Below are 16,311 nucleotides of genomic sequence, written 5' to 3'. Positions count from 1 at the left end.
CACGGATATAAAAGCTCACGAACCTCCGTCCTGTGGGTGTTCTGTCGTCGTGTTGTACAATGAGGTTCGGCCACATGGCGCGATCGGCACCCTCGCCGAGCTGAGCCATAACCCCGAAACTTCCAGCTCCCGCCGGCCCAAAAATCGGGGAGCATCTTAAAAAAACCGCTGGAGCAAATTCAAAACTGGCCCAGGACGCCGAAAGCGCTTGAACTCAGATATGCAGCGCACTTCCCAAAGCTTTAAGCGCCGCCTCCGTGACCGCTTCGCTGCGGGTCGGGTGCGCGTGGATGGTGCCGGCGATGTCTTCCAGGCGCGCACCCATCTCGATGGCGAGGGCAAAAGCCGCCGAGAGTTCGGAAACCCCGGCTCCCGCCGCCTGCAGGCCGAGCACGAGATTGGTGTCGGCGCGGGCCACGACGCGCACGAAGCCTTCTTCGGACAGCATCGTCATTGCCCGTCCGTTGGCGCTGAACGGAAACTGGCCGGTGCGAATTTCATAGCCTTGCGCCTTCGCCTCCGCCGGCGACAGGCCGGCGCTGACGATCTCCGGGTCGGTAAAGCAGATGGCGGGAATGCATCTTTTGTCCCAGGCGCGCTTCTTTCCGGCGATGATTTCCGCCACCATCTCCCCTTGCGCCATGGCCCGATGGGCAAGCATCGGCTCGCCGGTTACGTCTCCGATCGCATAGATGCCGCGCATCGAGGTGCGGCAACGGTCGTCGATCCGGAGATAGGGACCGGCACGATCGAGATCGAGCTCTTCGAGACCGGATCCTGCGGTTCTTGGGCGGCGGCCGACGGTGACGAGGACACGGTCCGCCGGCAGGGTCTCTCGCCGGCCATCCGGCGTTTCGACGATCAATGCCTCGCCATTGTCGGCAAGGCCGATCGCCTTCGCACCCGTCAACACCCGGATACCGCCTTCGGCCAGCTTGCGCATGACGGGCCGCACCAGCTCGGCATCATATTGTGGCAGCACCTGCGGCGTCGCCTCGACGACCGTCACATCAGACCCCATCTTGGCAAAGGCGGTCCCGAGCTCCAGCCCGATATAACCGCCACCGACCACAACGAGCTTTTTTGGCAGATCTATCAGCGACAGCGCCTCTGTCGAGGAAATGACGCGGCCGCCGAAAGGCAGGTTCGCAAGCTCCACCGGATCCGAACCGGTGGCGATCACCACCGTCTCGGCGCGGATGATCTGCTGGCCAATTTCCGTCTCCACCTCCACCGTCTTGCCGTCGCGGAAGTGGGCGCGGCCGTGGACGATCTTGACGCGCGCCTTCTGCAGCAGCCCCGAAACACCACTGGTCAAGCGGCCGACGATCCCGTCCTTCCAAGCAATCGTCCTCATGAGGTCGATCGAGGCGCCTTCGACGCGGATGCCCATCGGGTTCTTGCCGGCGAACATCTTTTGCGCTGCGTCGAATTCCGCGGCCGCATGGATCAGCGCCTTGGAGGGAATGCAGCCGACCGTCAGGCAGGTGCCGCCCGGCTTGCCAGCCTCGACGATGACGGTATCGATGCCGAGTTGTCCGGCGCGGATGGCGCAGACATAACCGCCCGGACCGGCGCCGATGACGAGGAGTTTGCAGACGATCTCTTTCATGGATCTCAGCCTTCGATAAAAATGAGCGCAGGCGTTTCGATGAGCGTGCGGATGCGCTGCACGAAGTTTGCCGCATCCCAGCCGTCGATGATCCGATGGTCGAAGCTGGAGGAGAGGTTCATCATCTTGCGTGGCACGAACTGCGCGCCGTCCCAGACCGGTCGCGTGGCGATCTTGTTGACGCCGATGATCGCCACTTCGGGATGATTGATGATGGGTGTAGAGACGATGCCGCCGAGCGCGCCGAGCGAACTGATGGTGATAGTGGAGCCGGACAGCTCATCGCGTGTCGCAGTACCCGAGCGCGCCGCTTCCGCCAGCCGGTTCATCTCGGCGGCGCAATCCCAGATGCCGCGGGCTTCGGCATGCCGCACCACCGGAACGGTCAGACCGGCCGGCGTCTGCGTGGCGATGCCGATATGCACGGCACTGTAGTGCGTGATGATGCCGGCATCGTCGTCGAAAGTGGCGTTGACATCAGGCTGCTCGGAAATGGCCTTGACCAGCGCCCGCATCAGGAAGGGCAGAACCGTCAGCTTCGGATGACCTTCCCTGCGGTCGCCGTTCATGGTGGCGCGCAACTCTTCGAGCGCGGTCATATCCACTTCCTCCACATAGGTGATGTGGGGAATACGCGAGGCGGAGAGCACCATCTTCTCGGCGATGCGGCGGCGCAGGCCGGTCAGCTTGATCTCATCGGTCGCCGTCTTCCTGGCAAAGCCGTTCTTTGCCGTTGCAGGCGCGGTCCCATGGCCTAGGAATTGCTCGATATCCTCGCGCAGGATGCGCCCGGCCGGTCCGGTCGCCTGCACTTGTCTCAGATCGACGCCGCTTTCCCTGGCGAAGAGCCGCACGGAGGGAGCGGCAAGCGGCTTTTCCCCCGGCGCCGGCACTGGCGCCGCCGCAGGGGCTGGCACTGCGGGAGCAGATCTTGCAACCTCGGTCCTGATCGCCTCAACAATCGGCTTCTGCGAAATCCCAACGGACTGAGCCTCGCCGACATCTCCCGCCGTCTCGATCCGTACCAGCGGGGCCTTGACCGCGATACGGTCTCCGATCCCGCCCGCGAGCCAGGTGACGGTGCCATTGACAGGAGACGGAATTTCCACGGTGGCCTTGTCGGTCATGACGGCGGCGATCACCATGTCCTCGCGGACGGGATCTCCCTTCTTCACATGCCATTCTACGATCTCGGCCTCGGCGACCCCTTCGCCGACATCGGGCATCTTGATGATGAATTCGCGCACGGCTCAGGCCTCCATGACTTCGGCAAGTGCCCGCCCGACACGGCCGGGACCGGGGAAATAGTCCCACTCCTGCGCATGCGGATAGGGCGTGTCCCAGCCGGCAACACGCACGACCGGCGCTTCGAGATGATAGAAGCATTGTTCCTGTACCAGCGCCACGACTTCGGCGCCGAAGCCGGATGTCAGGGTTGCCTCATGCACGACGACGCAGCGTCCCGTCTTCGAGACCGATTTGACGATCGTATCGAGATCGAGCGGCAGCAAGCTTCTCAAATCGATCACCTCGGCATCGATGCCGGCATCCTCGGCCGCAGCAAGCGCCACATGTACCATGGTGCCGTAGGCAACCACCGTCACCGCCGATCCTGCGCGCCGCACTTCGGCCTTGCCGATCGGGATGGTGTAGTGGCCGTCCGGCACCTCCCCGAGGTCGTGTTTCGACCAGGGCGTCACCGGCCGCTCGTGATGGCCGTCGAAGGGGCCGTTATAGAGCCGCTTCGGCTCCAGGAACATGACGGGGTCGGGATCCTCGATCGCCGCGATCAGCAAGCCTTTGGCGTCATAGGGATTGGAAGGCACGATCACCTTCAGCCCGCAGACATGGGTAAAAAGCGCCTCCGGACTCTGGCTGTGTGTCTGGCCGCCGAAGATGCCGCCGCCGGTCGGCATGCGCACGACGATCGGGCAGGTGAAATCGCCGTTGGAACGGTAGCGGATGCGCGCCGCCTCCTGCGTCAGCTGGTCATAGGCCGGATACATGTAATCGGCGAACTGGATTTCGACACAGGGCTTCAGCCCATAGGCCGCCATGCCGATCGCCGTGCCGACGATGCCGGATTCGCTGATCGGCGTATCGAAGCAGCGCGTTCTGCCGTATTTTGCCTGCAGACCCTGTGTGCTGCGAAAGACGCCGCCGAAATAACCGACATCCTCGCCGAAAACGACGACATTGTCGTCACGTGCCATCGAGACGTCCATGGCACTGCGCACAGCCTCGATCATCGTCATTCTGGCCATGTCAGTACCCCGCCTTCTGTCGCTGGCGGCGGATATGCGGCGGCATCTCGGCATAGACGCCCTCGAAAATGTCGCGCACCGAAGGCCTGCCGCCGGCATGCAGCGTGCCATGCGCCTCTGCCTGGCGCTGCGCCTCGATCACCTCATCCATGATTTCGGCTTCGGCCTGCACATGCCGTTCCTCCGACCATGCGCCCTTGACGATCAGATGTTTCTTCAGCCGCAGCACGGGATCGCCGAGCGGCCAGGCCTCCGATTCCGTCTTGGGCCGATAGGCGCTCGGATCGTCGGAGGTCGAATGCGCACCGACGCGATAGGTTACATATTCGATCAGCGTCGGGCCAAGATTGCGCCGGGCGCGCTCGGCCGCCCAGCGGGCGACGGCATGGACAGCGAGATAGTCGTTTCCGTCGACACGCAGCGCCGGAATGCCGAAGCCGAGGCCGCGCGCCGCGAAGGTGCCGGAGCCGCCGCGGGCAATGCCCTGGAAGGTCGAGATCGCCCACTGATTGTTGACGATGTTGAGAATGACGGGCGCCTTATAGGTCGAGGCAAAAACGAGCGCCGAGTGGAAATCCGATTCCGCCGTCGATCCGTCGCCGATCCAGGCCGCGGCAATGCGGCCGTCATTCTTGATCGCCGAAGCCATCGCCCAGCCGACAGCCTGCACATATTGGGTGGCGAGATTGCCCGAGATGGTGAAGAAGCCGTGTTCCTTGGAGGAATACATGATCGGCAGTTGCCGGCCGCGCAAAGGATCGCTCTCGTTCGAGTAGATCTGGTTCATCATCTCGACCATCGGGTAGTCGTCGGCAATCAGCAGGCCGGCCTGGCGATAGGTCGGGAAATTCATATCGCCCTTCTCGAGCGCCTTGCGGAAGGCACAGCTGACGGCCTCCTCGCCGAGATGCTGCATGTAGAAGGAAGTCTTGCCCTGCCGCTGCGCCATCAGCATGCGGGCGTCGAAGGCACGCAGCTTCATCATGTTACGAAGCCCGGTCAGCAACGCCTCATCGGAGAGCGACCCAGCCCAGGGACCGACCGCCTCGCCCTCGCGATTCAAAACGCGGATGATGGAATAGGCAAGGTCGCGGATATCTTCGGATGCGACATCCACCTCCGGCCGCTGCACCGAACCGGCCTTGGCAATCTTGACGTTGGAAAAATCGGGCTGACCACCGGGGCGAACGGCGGGTTCGGGGACATGCAGGCTCAAACGAGCGGAATCCACCATGTCTTTCTTTCCTCCCTTTGCCGGCCTTGCTCCTCCTCCGGAAGCAGGGCCGGATGTGGTGCTTAGAGATTGCGGGCGATCACCATGCGCTGCACGTCGCTTGTTCCTTCATAGATCTGGCAGATGCGCACATCGCGGTAGATGCGCTCGACCGGATAATCGGCGATGTAGCCATAACCTCCATGGATCTGGATCGCGTCGGAACAGACGCGCTCGGCCATTTCGGAGGCAAAAAGTTTCGCCATCGAGGCTTCCGACAGGCAGGGCAGCCCGGCTTCCCTAAGCGAGGCGACATGAAAAACCAGCTGCCGCGCCGCCTCGATCCGTACCGCCATATCGGCAAGGCGGAACGCAACGGCCTGGTGCTCGACGATCGGCTTGCCGAAGGCGATGCGCTCCCGGGCATAATCGCGCGCCGCCTCGAAGGCCGCCCGCGCCATGCCGACGGCTTGTGCCGCGATGCCGATCCGTCCGCCCTCGAGATTGGCGAGCGCGATGCGATAGCCCTCGCCTTCCGCACCGAGCCTGAGTTCTGCCGGAATGCGCATGCTGTTGAAGGCGATCTGGCAGGTATCGGAGGAATGCAGCCCAAGTTTTTCCTCAACACGGATCACCTCGTAGCCCGGCGTATCCGTCGGCACGATGAAGGCGGTAATGCCCTTCTTGCCGACATCGGGATCGGTCACGGCAAAGACGATGATGACATGACCGTTCTTGCCCGAGGTGATGAATTGCTTGGAACCGTCGAGCACATAGTGATCGCCGTCGCGGTGCGCCCGCGTCTTCAGGTTGGAGGCATCGGAACCGGCCTGCGGCTCGGTCAGCGCAAAGCCGCCAATCCATTCGCCGCTAGCCAGTTTCGGCAGGAAGCGCTGCCGCTGCTCCTCGGTCCCGAATTTGAGGATCGGCACACAACCGACGGAGCTATGCACGCTCATGATCGTAGAACAGGGTCCGTCGCCGGCGGCAATCTCCTCCAGCGCCGCCGCATAGGCAATCACACCCGTATCCGACCCGCCATAGGCCTCCGGCACCAGCATGCCGAGCAGCCCGAGTTCGCCCATTTCCTTCAATTCCTCGCGCGGGAAGAGATGCTCCCGGTCGCGTTTGGCCGCCCCGGGCGCCAGCCGGTCGCGGGCAAAGTCGCGGGCGAGATCCGAGATTTGCTGCTGGAGGTCGGAAAGGATCATCTGTTTCGCCCTCCCCGCTCGTGCCGTTCGATGGCGACAGCCGTCGCCTCGCCGCCGCCGATGCAGAGCGCGGCCATGCCACGCTTCAGGTCGTATCGGTCCAGGGCGGCAAGCAGCGTCACCAGAATCCGCGCCCCCGAGGCGCCAATCGGATGGCCGAGCGCGCAGGCGCCGCCATGCACGTTCACTTTTTCATGCGGCAGGTTGAGATCACGCATCGCCGCCATGGCGACGACGGCGAAAGCCTCGTTGATTTCAAACAGATCGACCTCCGACAGCGGCAGACCGGTGCGATCGGACAGCTTCTGCAGCGCACCGATCGGCGCCGTGGTGAAAAGATTGGGTGCCTGCGAATGCGTGGCATGGCCGAGGATCGTCGCCAGCGGCTTCAGGCCGCGATCCTCCGCTTCGGAACGGCGCATCAGCACAAGGGCTGCTGCACCATCGGAGATCGAGCTGGAATTGGCGGCGGTCACCGTGCCGCCGTCGCGGAAGGCGGGTTTCAGCGTCGGGATCTTGTCAAGCTTCGCCTTGCCGGGCTGTTCATCGCGGCTCGCCACCTGCTGGGCTTTGCCCGATTTCCCCGTAACCGGCGCGATCTCGCTTTCGAAACAGCCTTCGGCGATCGCCTTCTGCGCCCGCGTCAGCGAGGCGATGGCGTAGTTGTCCTGCGCCTCGCGCGTGAACTGATAGGCTTCGGCGCAATCCTCCGCGAAGCTGCCCATCAAGCGCCCCTTGTCATAAGCATCCTCCAGCCCGTCGAGGAACATGTGATCCACGACACGCCCATGGCCGAGCCTGTAGCCGCCACGGGCCTTGTCAAGGAGATAGGGCGCATTCGTCATGCTTTCCATGCCGCCCGCGACTGCCAGGGAAGCGCTGCCGGCGGCGATCAGGTCATGCGCCATCATGACCGCCTTCATGCCCGAGCCGCACATCTTGTTGACGGTGCTGGCCGCGGTCGCGAAGGGCAGGCCGGCATGGATCGCCGCCTGGCGCGCCGGCGCCTGCCCCTGTCCCGCCGACAGCACGCAGCCGAAGACGACCTCCTCGATCGCCTCGGCCTCGACGCGACTCCGCTCAAGCGCCGCTCGGATCGCGGTTGCTCCGAGTTCCGGTGCAGTTGCATCCTTCAGCTCTCCTTGAAAGCTGCCGATCGGGGTGCGCGCTGCACCGACGATAACGATGGGGTCTTGCAAAACCATCTTTCCTCCTTCGGGCAACCCGCTCAGCGCGCGCCCATTCGCAATGCGCCGTCGAGGCGGATGACCTCGCCGTTCAGCATGTTGTTTTCAAAGATATGACGCACCAGCCCGGCGAATTCCGCCGGACGGCCGAGCCGCGGCGGAAAAGGCACGCTCTTGCCGAGTGCTGTCTGAACCTCGGCCGGCATATCAGCCATCATCGGCGTCTCGAAAATGCCGGGCGCGATCGACACGACGCGAATGCCGTGACGTGCAAGCTCGCGGGCGATCGGCAAGGTCATCGCCGCCACCCCGCCCTTGGAGGCGGCATAGGCTGCTTGGCCGATCTGGCCGTCGAAGGCTGCAACCGAGGCCGTATTGACGATGACGCCGCGTTCGCCTTCGGCATCCGGCTCGGTCTTCTGGATTGCTGCGGCGGCCAGCCGGACCATGTTGAATGTGCCGATGAGATTGATGCTCACCGTGCGGGCAAAACTCTCCAGCCGGTGCGGTCCGTCGCGGCCGATCACTTTTTCGGCCGGCGCCACGCCCGCGCAATTCACCAATCCGCGCAAGCCGCCGAAGGCTTCGACGGCAGCGGCAACCGCCGCCGCCCCCTCCTCGCCATCAGCCACGTCGGCCTTGATGAAACGGGCATCGCTTCCGAATTCCCGGACGATTTCCTGACCGGCTTCCGCGTTGAGATCGGCGATTGTCACCCGTCCACCCGCCTCCACAACCATGCGCGCCGTCGCCGCGCCGAGGCCGGAGCCGCCGCCGGTCACGATGAAACTTGCACCTCGGATCAGCATGAATCTGTTCCTCCCTACCGGCCGCGCCTCCTCCAGGCTCAGCCGAATGAGAGGACTCTATTCCGTCGGCCTATTGCAAGCGATGACAGAACTGCTCCATTATTTCGGACAGTTTTGCCATAGCGAGGATAGAATGGCCGAGATCGAGCGACGCATGATCGCGCCGGGCTTCGTGGAGGAGGCACTCGACAGCCTGCGGCGGCTGGATAAGCCGACAGAGCCTATTCTTGCCCCCGTCGGCCTGGCATCCCCAGTCGATCAGCCGGTTTCGGCAGAGACCTATGGCGCGCTCTGGCTGGCGATCGCCGCCGAGCTCGACGATGAATTCTTCGGCATGGGGGGCCGACCGATGCGCAGCGGCAGCTTCACGCTGCTCTGCCACTCTGTCCTGCATGCGCCGACGCTCGGTCATGCGCTCCGCCGGGCGCTGCGCTTCCTCGATGTCGTGCTCGACGATCCCCGGGGACGGCTCGTCATCCGCAACGGTCTGGCCGAGATCGAGCTCAGCGACGCCGGCGGCCCGCGTTCGGCCTTCGCCTACCGCACCTACTGGATCATCCTGCACGGCATCATCTGCTGGCTGGTCGGCCGGCGCATTCCGATCCGGCTCGTCGATTTCCGCTGCGCGGAACCCAAACAAGGGGCCGACTACCGGCTCTTCTTCGGCGCCCCGGTGCGTTTCTCGCAAGCCATCAGTCGGCTCGGCTTCGACAGCGCCTTGCTCGACCTGCCGGTGGCGCGCAGCGAACAGGCGCTCAAACAGTTCCTGCGCGGCGCGCCCGCCAATATTCTGATACGCTATCGCTATGATGCCGGCATCGCCGCCGCCGTCCGCCGGCGCTTGAACCAGGCAACGCCTGCCATGTGGCGGAGTTTTGCCGAGCTTGCCGCCGATATGCGCATGCCGCCCTCCACGCTCCGCCACCGCCTGCGCGACGAGGGACAAAGTTATGCCGCCATCAAGGACGACATCCGCCGCGACCTCGCCGTCGAACTGCTGCTGAACACGCCGAAGACCATCGGCGAGATTGCCGTGCATCTCGGCTATTCCGAGCCGAGCGCCTTCTTTCGGGCCTTCCGGAAATGGATGGACAAGAGCCCCGAGGTCTTTCGGCGGGACGGAGCGGAAATCGAGGGCATGTCAGTCGAATCGGTTGACCCGCCCTGACTGGCCTCGCGCTTTCGCGAACATGGCGGCAATCTTCATCATGAAGGACTTGCTGAAGCGACCAAGAACCGCCTGATGAGGCTCGATGTACCAGGAGCGCTCGACGATATCGTAATTGTATTCGTCGACGACGATCCAACTCTGTTTGAGATCACCGAGACCGGCGCGGCGGCGTTCGATATCAGGAATTTCCAGGCCAACCCTTCCCACTTCCGGCGGCTGTGTGGTGATTGCCAGAAGGACGAGATGGGTGTTTCCATCGCCAGCACTGCGGATCGCGATGACGACACAGACTGGGCGCCGTTTGCGCCCCTCGGTCTCACCACGCTGCTGTTGCCATGCCCAGAGATAGGGATAGGTTATCACCTCGCCAGGACGAAACTCATGGTTCATCGTCGTAGCTTTCCCCGCGCGCCAGCCGCTCAATCGCCTCGTCGAACAATTCGGCATGCTCGTCCGGCATCTCCGAAATGTGATGCGCACGACGCGGGTCCCCGCCGCTGCGCATTCGCTGATAGTGCTCATAGCTCATCAGCACGAAACGTGGCTTGTTGTGGCGGGTGAGAATAACCGGCTCGCGGCTCGCGACATCGGTGACATCGCCGATCTGTTTGTTGAGATCACCTGTCGTGAACTGTCGCATAAAAATCTCTCCGGTTTAATTCCATATATTCCATATTTTCCATATTTTCAAGAAAATGACGCTCACGCGCCCTCGACAAGAATTCGCAAGGCTCTTCGGCCGCATCATTCAAGGGCACTTTGAACCCGCCGCAACCCGCGCTACATATTTCAGCGGGAGGAGTGCCATGTTTGATTTTTCGCTCGGCGAAACCGCGGACGCGATCCGTGAAACGACGGTGCGGTTTGCCGCCGATCATATTGCTCCGCTGGCTGCGGAGATCGACGAAAGCAACACGTTTCCACGCCAGCTCTGGCCCGAGATGGGTGCGCTCGGCCTGCATGGTATCACCGTCGAGGAAGAATTCGGTGGCGCCGGTCTTGGTTATCTCGATCATGTTGTCGCCATGGAGGAAGTTTCGCGCGCCTCGGCCTCCGTCGGCTTGAGTTACGGCGCCCATTCCAATCTCTGCGTCAACCAGATCCGCCGCTGGGCCTCGCCGGAACAAAAGCGCCGCTATCTGCCGAAGCTGATCTCCGGCGAACATGTCGGTTCGCTCGCCATGTCGGAGGTCGGCGCCGGTTCCGATGTCGTCTCCATGCGGTTGCGTGCCGAGAAAAAAGGCGATCGCTATATTCTGAACGGCACCAAGTTCTGGATCACCAACGCGCCGCATGCCGACGTGCTTGTTGTCTATGCCAAAACCGATCCCGCAGCCGGCCCGAAAGGCATTTCCGCCTTGATCATCGAGAAAGGCCTGCCCGGCTTCAGCGTCTCCAAGAAGCTTTCCAAACTCGGCATGCGCGGCAGCGACACGGCCGAACTGGTCTTCGAGGATTGCGCGGTGCCGGCCGAGGCGCTGATGAGCCGGGAAGGCGAAGGCGTGAAGATCCTGATGTCCGGCCTCGATTACGAGCGAGCCGTGCTCGCCGCCGGCCCGCTCGGCATCATGCAGGCCTGCCTCGATGTCGTGCTGCCCTATGTGCGCGATCGCAAACAGTTCGGCAAAGCGATCGGCGATTTCCAGCTGATGCAAGGCAAGATTGCCGACATGTATGTCGCGCTGAATTCGGCGCGTGCCTATGTCTATTCCGTCGCCCGCGCCTGCGATGCCGGCCGCGCGACGCGGACGGATGCAGCTGCTGCGATCCTCTTTGCCAGCGAAAATGCCGTGAAGGTCTCGCTGGAGGCGATCCAGGCGCTCGGCGGCGCCGGCTATACCAAGGAATGGCCGGTCGAACGCTTTTTGCGCGACGCCAAGCTTTACGATATCGGCGCCGGCACCAATGAGATCCGCCGCTACCTGATCGGCCGGGAGCTCATTGCGTCATGACGGTGATTTCGACTGCGATCGACCGCGACAGCGACAGCTTCAAGGCCAATGCCAGCAAGAACAAAGCGCTGATCGACGAGCTCCAGGACCGTTCGGCGAAAGCGCGCGAGGGTGGATCGCAAACGGCGCGCGAGCGCCATGCCAGCAAGGGCAAGCTGCTGCCTCGCGATCGTATCCAGCTGCTCATCGATGCCGGCAGCCCGTTCCTGGAGATCGGCACGCTGGCGGCCAACGGCATGTATGATGACGAGGCGCCGGGCGCCGGCATCATATCAGGCATCGGCCGCGTTGCCGGCCGCGAGGTGATGATCGTCGCCAATGATGCGACGGTGAAGGGCGGCGCCTATTTCCCGATGACGGTAAAGAAACATCTGCGGGCGCAGGAGATCGCCCTGCAGAACCGGTTGCCCTGTCTCTATCTGGTCGATAGCGGCGGCGCCAATCTTCCGCATCAGGCCGAAGTCTTTCCCGACCGCGACCATTTCGGCGCGATCTTCTACAACCAGGCCCAGATGTCGGCCGAAGGCATTCCGCAGATCGCCTGCGTTATGGGAAGCTGTACCGCCGGCGGCGCCTATGTGCCCGCCATGTCCGACGAAACGGTCATTGTGCGCAACCAGGGCACGATCTTCCTCGCCGGCCCGCCGCTGGTGAAGGCCGCAACCGGCGAGATCATCTCGGCCGAAGAGCTCGGCGGCGCCGAAACCCATGGCCGCCGCTCCGGCGTCGTCGATCATGTGGCCGAAAACGACGAACATGCGCTGCTGCTCGTTCGCGATATCGCAGCCACCCTCAACAACGTGAAATCAGTCGATATCGACCTGCAGCCGCCACGACCGCCGAAGCTCGATCCCGAGGATCTCTGCGGCCTCATCCCGGAGGATGTGCGCTCGCCCTATGATGTGCGCGAGGTCATCGGCCGGATCGTCGATCGCTCGGAACTGCATGAGTTCAAGCCGCTCTACGGCGCCACGCTGGTCTGCGGCTTCGCCCGCATCTGGGGCATGCCTGTCGCCGTCATCGCCAATAACGGCGTGCTGTTTTCCGAAAGCGCGCTGAAGGGCGCGCATTTCATCGAGCTTGCCTGCCAGCGCCGCGTGCCTTTGCTCTTTCTGCAAAACATCTCCGGCTTCATGGTCGGCGGCCGCTATGAGGCCGGCGGCATCGCCAAGGATGGGGCAAAGCTGGTGATGGCGGTTGCGACCGCCACCGTGCCGAAGGTCACGGTCATCATCGGCGGCAGCTTCGGCGCCGGCAATTACGGCATGTGCGGCCGCGCCTATCGCCCGCGCTTTCTCTTCACCTGGCCGAACAGCCGCATCAGCGTGATGGGCGGCGAACAGGCGGCCTCGGTGCTCGCCACGATCCGCCGGGACTCCATGGAGGCGCGCGGTGAGAATTGGCCTATGGAAGAGGAGGAAGCTTTCAAGGCGCCGATCCGCGCCGGCTACGAGGCCGAGGGCAATCCCTATTATGCCACGGCTCGCCTCTGGGACGACGGCATCATCGATCCGCGCCAGACGCGGGATGTGCTGGGCCTTGCCTTTTCCGCCTGTCTGAATGCGCCGATCCCGAAAGGGCCGCGCTTCGGCCTGTTCAGGATGTGAGGCGCCGATGATGGAAAGTCTTCTCATTGCCAACAGGGGCGAAATCGCCCGCCGCATCATCCGCTCGGCCAAGATGCTCGGCATCCGCACCATCGCCGTCTATTCCGAAGCCGATACCGGCCTGCCCTACGTCAGGGAGGCGGACGAGGCGATTGCCATCGGCCCGGCGCCGGCACGCGAGAGCTATCTCTCTCAGACCCGCATCCTCGATGCCGCCCGGAAAACCGGCGCTGCTGCGATCCATCCCGGCTACGGTTTTCTTTCGGAAAATGCCGAATTTGCCGAAGCGGTGGAAAAGGCCGGCATCCTCTGGGTCGGCGCGCCGCCGGCGGCCATCCGTGCCATGGGCCTTAAGGATGCCGCCAAGGAATTGATGCAGGCAGCCGGCGTGCCCGTGACCCCCGGCTATATGGGCGCGGACCAGAGCGAAGAGAGACTGACGGCCGAGGCGGAAAACATCGGTTATCCCGTGCTCATCAAGGCGGTCGCCGGTGGCGGCGGCAAGGGCATGCGCCGCGTCGATCGCCCGCAGGATTTCGCCGAACGTCTCGCCTCCTGCCGCCGTGAGGCGGCCGCCGCCTTCGGCGACGACCGCGTTCTGATCGAACGCTACATCGCCAATCCGCGTCATATCGAGGTGCAGGTTTTCGCCGATACGCTCGGCAACTACGTTCATCTCTTCGAACGCGATTGTTCGCTGCAGCGCCGTCACCAGAAGGTCATCGAGGAAGCCCCTGCCCCCGGCCTCGATGCCGCTACCCGGGCATTGATCTGCGATGCGGCAGTGAAGGCCGCAAGAGCGGTCAACTATGTCGGCGCCGGCACCATCGAATTCATCGCCGATGCCTCGGAAGGCCTTCGCGAAGATCGCATCTGGTTCATGGAGATGAACACCCGCCTGCAGGTGGAACACCCGGTCACCGAGGCAATATCAGGCGAGGATCTGGTGCTCTGGCAGTTGAAGGTCGCTAGCGGCGAACCGCTGCCGAAAATGCAGGACGAGATTGCCATGAACGGCTGGGCCTTCGAAGCCCGGCTCTATGCCGAAAATCCTGCCGCCGGCTATCTGCCGTCGACAGGCCGGCTCGAACATCTGCGCCTGCCTGACACAATCCGCGTCGATAGCGGCGTCGAGCAAGGGGACGAGATCACCGCCTTCTATGACCCGATGATTGCCAAGATTGTCGCCCATGGGCCGAACCGCGAGGCCGCACTTTCGAAGCTCGCAGCCGCCTGCGCAGAGATCGAGGTCTGGCCGGTCAGATCCAATGCCGGCCTTCTCACCCGCATCGCCGTCGATCCGGATTTTCGCGCAGCTCGGATCGATACCGGCTTTCTCGACCGCCATGGCGACAGGCTTGTGGCGACGGAGCCGAGCGAAACCGCAATCGACACCGCGGCCACCGTGCTTTCAAAAAATACGGATGGTGATCCCTGGTCTGCGCTGACCGGGTTCCGCATCGCCGGCGCGGATGACAAAAGGGTGCGCATCCGTATCGGCGATCACCTCCATTGGGGGCAATCACGTCCGGAGCTTGAGGCAAATACAGTCACGATCGGTGAAACCACGGTGCTTTTCGACGCCGGCAACGCCTGGCCGATCAGCCTGCCGGTCGCCAGCGAAGTCGAAGCAAGTCAGGGTGCCGGCGACGGCGCGATCCTTTCGCCCATGCCCGGCCTCGTCATTTCGGTGGATGTCGCCGAAGGCGATCGGGTCGCCAAGGGGGACCGCCTGCTGACGGTCGAAGCGATGAAAATGGAACATTCTCTGCGTGCGCCCTTCGACGGCATCGTCGAAAAACTGCAGGTTGCCTCGGGGATCAGGGTCTCGGGAAACCAGCTGGTCGTCAGCATTGTGAAGGAGCAGGATTGATGGCCGGCCGTTATTTCGACGAGTGGACGGTCGGCGACCGCATCGCCCACGACATCCGTCGCACGGTCACCGAGACCGACAATCTGCTCTTCACGACGCTTTCCCACAATCCGCAGCCTCTGCATCTCGATGCCGACTATGCGGCCGGCACCGAATTCGGCCGGATCGTCGTCAACGGCACCTTCACCTTCGCGCTCACCGTCGGCCTTTCGGTCGGCGACACCACGCTCGGCACGCTCGTCGCCAATCTCGGCTATGACAAGGTGACGATGCCGAAGCCGGTCTTCATCGGCGATACGCTGCGGGTGGAAACGGAGGTGATGGAGCTGCGTCGCTCGAACTCCCGCCCCGATGCCGGCATCGTCACCTTCCGGCATATCACCCTGAACCAGCGCGGCGAGATCGTCTGCCAGTGCCTGCGCACGGCAATGCTGAAGGTGAAACCGTCATGAGGCTGCGCTCGCTGCTCTTTGCGCCCGGTGACCGGCCGGAGCGTTTCGAAAAAGCGCTTGCCTCGGGCGCCGATGCCGTCATTCTCGACCTGGAAGATTCGGTTGCGCCCCTAAACAAGCCGAAAGCGCGAGAGAGCGTGCACGAATTCGTCTTGCATCATGCCGGCGAGACCCCTCTTCTTATCCGCATCAACCCCCTCGCCTCGCAAGAATTCGAAGACGACCTTGCCGCTTTGAGCGGCCTTCATCCTTTCGCGATCGTGCTGCCGAAGGCCGAGGGTGCCGCCTCGGTGCTGAAGCTCGCAGGCTCTCTTGCATCTGCAATTCCCATCTTGCCGATCGCAACCGAAACGCCATCTGCGATCTTCGAGATCGGCAGCTACCGGGATGTCTCAACCAGCCTCTGCGGCCTGACCTGGGGGGCTGAGGATCTGCCGGCCGCGATGGGGGCTGCGACCGCGCGGAGGACGGATGGCCGCTATACGCCACCTTACGAGCTTGCCCGTTCGCTCACGCTATTCGGAGCCCATGCCGCCGCCGTTCCGGCGATCGACACCGTCTATCCAGATTTCCGCGATCTGGGCGGTCTCAGGGCCTATGTCGGCCGCGCCCGGCGCGATGGCTTTTCCGGTATGATGGCCATCCATCCGAGCCAGGTCGAGGTGATCAATCACGCCTTCACGCCGGATCCGTCCGAGATCGCCTGGGCCGAGAAAGTCGCCGCCGCCTTCGCCGCCAGGCCCGACGCGGGCGTCGTTCAGCTTGATGGGCGCATGTTGGATTTGCCGCATCTCAAGCTCGCGATGCGCATCCTGGATGTGGCCGGGCGATAGTCAAGAAGCCGCCTTCAGCCTGACTTCCCCGCTCGTTCGGAGGCAACAGGCCCTTGTCCTGTGAGGTAGCCGGCACCGACCGGGACATAAAGGTCCACATAGCCTTTGGCGACCTGCTGCACGTTGG

Annotated in this window: 15 protein-coding genes; 6 read left to right on the top strand and 9 right to left on the bottom strand. The window is 63.3% G+C overall.

The annotated features are described in order from the left end of the window. Nucleotides 1–214: 214 nt before the first annotated feature. The 7 genes from lpdA to BS630_RS33805 form a co-directional block, all read right to left on the bottom strand. On the bottom strand, nt 215–1,612 hold the full coding sequence (lpdA, locus tag BS630_RS33835) for a dihydrolipoyl dehydrogenase (protein ID WP_077980964.1): 1,398 nt from the start codon (nt 1,610–1,612) through the stop codon (nt 215–217). Nucleotides 1,613–1,617: 5 nt separating this feature from the next. Beyond that, nucleotides 1,618–2,859 carry a dihydrolipoamide acetyltransferase family protein gene (locus tag BS630_RS33830; protein ID WP_077980963.1) on the bottom strand — a complete coding sequence of 414 codons (1,242 nt, stop codon included), beginning with the start codon at nt 2,857–2,859 and terminating at the stop codon, nt 1,618–1,620. A 3-nt stretch (nt 2,860–2,862) separates the two neighbouring features. Beyond that, nucleotides 2,863–3,876: an alpha-ketoacid dehydrogenase subunit beta gene (locus BS630_RS33825; protein WP_077980962.1), complete on the bottom strand. Its 1,014-nt coding sequence runs from the start codon at nt 3,874–3,876 to the stop codon at nt 2,863–2,865. Between the two features lies 1 nt (nt 3,877). After that, nucleotides 3,878–5,110 carry a thiamine pyrophosphate-dependent enzyme gene (locus BS630_RS33820; RefSeq protein ID WP_077980961.1) on the bottom strand — a complete coding sequence of 411 codons (1,233 nt, stop codon included), beginning with the start codon at nt 5,108–5,110 and terminating at the stop codon, nt 3,878–3,880. Between the two features lie 62 nt (nt 5,111–5,172). Next, the gene (locus tag BS630_RS33815) at nt 5,173–6,300 is read right to left on the bottom strand and encodes an acyl-CoA dehydrogenase family protein (protein ID WP_077980960.1); all 1,128 of its coding nucleotides are present in this window, start codon (nt 6,298–6,300) and stop codon (nt 5,173–5,175) included. Then, complete coding sequence (locus BS630_RS33810; protein WP_077980959.1) at nt 6,297–7,505, bottom strand: acetyl-CoA C-acyltransferase; 1,209 nt, start codon at nt 7,503–7,505, stop codon at nt 6,297–6,299. The genes BS630_RS33815 and BS630_RS33810 overlap by 4 nt, the downstream gene beginning before the upstream one ends. 23 nt (nt 7,506–7,528) lie before the next feature. After that, a complete protein-coding gene (locus tag BS630_RS33805; RefSeq protein WP_077980958.1) occupies nt 7,529–8,296 on the bottom strand; it encodes an SDR family NAD(P)-dependent oxidoreductase in 768 nt (255 codons plus the stop codon). Nucleotides 8,297–8,378: 82 nt separating this feature from the next. Between BS630_RS33805 and BS630_RS33800 the strand changes: the two genes are divergently transcribed. Continuing rightward, a complete protein-coding gene (locus BS630_RS33800) occupies nt 8,379–9,464 on the top strand; it encodes an AraC family transcriptional regulator (protein ID WP_077980972.1) in 1,086 nt (361 codons plus the stop codon). Here BS630_RS33800 and BS630_RS33795 read toward each other — a convergent pair. Both BS630_RS33795 and BS630_RS33790 read right to left on the bottom strand, forming a co-directional pair. Further along, nucleotides 9,438–9,857 (bottom strand): hypothetical protein, encoded by a 420-nt coding sequence (locus BS630_RS33795; RefSeq protein ID WP_077980957.1) that lies wholly within the window; start codon nt 9,855–9,857, stop codon nt 9,438–9,440. The two genes, BS630_RS33800 and BS630_RS33795, sit on opposite strands and share 27 nt — an antisense overlap. Beyond that, the gene (locus BS630_RS33790; RefSeq protein WP_011654326.1) at nt 9,847–10,107 is read right to left on the bottom strand and encodes a type II toxin-antitoxin system Phd/YefM family antitoxin; all 261 of its coding nucleotides are present in this window, start codon (nt 10,105–10,107) and stop codon (nt 9,847–9,849) included. The genes BS630_RS33795 and BS630_RS33790 overlap by 11 nt, the downstream gene beginning before the upstream one ends. 166 nt (nt 10,108–10,273) lie before the next feature. Between BS630_RS33790 and BS630_RS33785 the strand changes: the two genes are divergently transcribed. Genes BS630_RS33785 through BS630_RS33765 form a run of 5 tightly spaced genes read left to right on the top strand, consistent with a single transcriptional unit; the run spans nt 10,274 to nt 16,184 of the window. Further along, the gene (locus BS630_RS33785) at nt 10,274–11,419 is read left to right on the top strand and encodes an isovaleryl-CoA dehydrogenase (RefSeq protein ID WP_077980956.1); all 1,146 of its coding nucleotides are present in this window, start codon (nt 10,274–10,276) and stop codon (nt 11,417–11,419) included. Beyond that, nucleotides 11,416–13,026 carry a carboxyl transferase domain-containing protein gene (locus tag BS630_RS33780; protein ID WP_077980955.1) on the top strand — a complete coding sequence of 537 codons (1,611 nt, stop codon included), beginning with the start codon at nt 11,416–11,418 and terminating at the stop codon, nt 13,024–13,026. The genes BS630_RS33785 and BS630_RS33780 overlap by 4 nt, the downstream gene beginning before the upstream one ends. Nucleotides 13,027–13,033: 7 nt before the next feature. Continuing rightward, a complete protein-coding gene (locus BS630_RS33775) occupies nt 13,034–14,899 on the top strand; it encodes an acetyl/propionyl/methylcrotonyl-CoA carboxylase subunit alpha (RefSeq protein WP_077980954.1) in 1,866 nt (621 codons plus the stop codon). Continuing rightward, nucleotides 14,899–15,351, top strand: coding sequence for a MaoC family dehydratase (locus BS630_RS33770; protein ID WP_011654322.1), 453 nt, complete (start codon nt 14,899–14,901; stop codon nt 15,349–15,351). Before BS630_RS33775 ends, BS630_RS33770 begins: the two co-directional genes overlap by 1 nt. Then, nucleotides 15,348–16,184 (top strand): HpcH/HpaI aldolase/citrate lyase family protein, encoded by an 837-nt coding sequence (locus tag BS630_RS33765; protein ID WP_077980953.1) that lies wholly within the window; start codon nt 15,348–15,350, stop codon nt 16,182–16,184. Before BS630_RS33770 ends, BS630_RS33765 begins: the two co-directional genes overlap by 4 nt. Nucleotides 16,185–16,311 lie beyond the last annotated feature (127 nt).

It is taken from the genome of Rhizobium laguerreae, assembly GCF_002008165.1.
GTDB lineage: Bacteria > Pseudomonadota > Alphaproteobacteria > Rhizobiales > Rhizobiaceae > Rhizobium > Rhizobium laguerreae.
The sequence above is the reverse complement of the archived record's forward strand: the minus strand, read 5'-3'. Positions and strand labels throughout refer to the sequence as shown.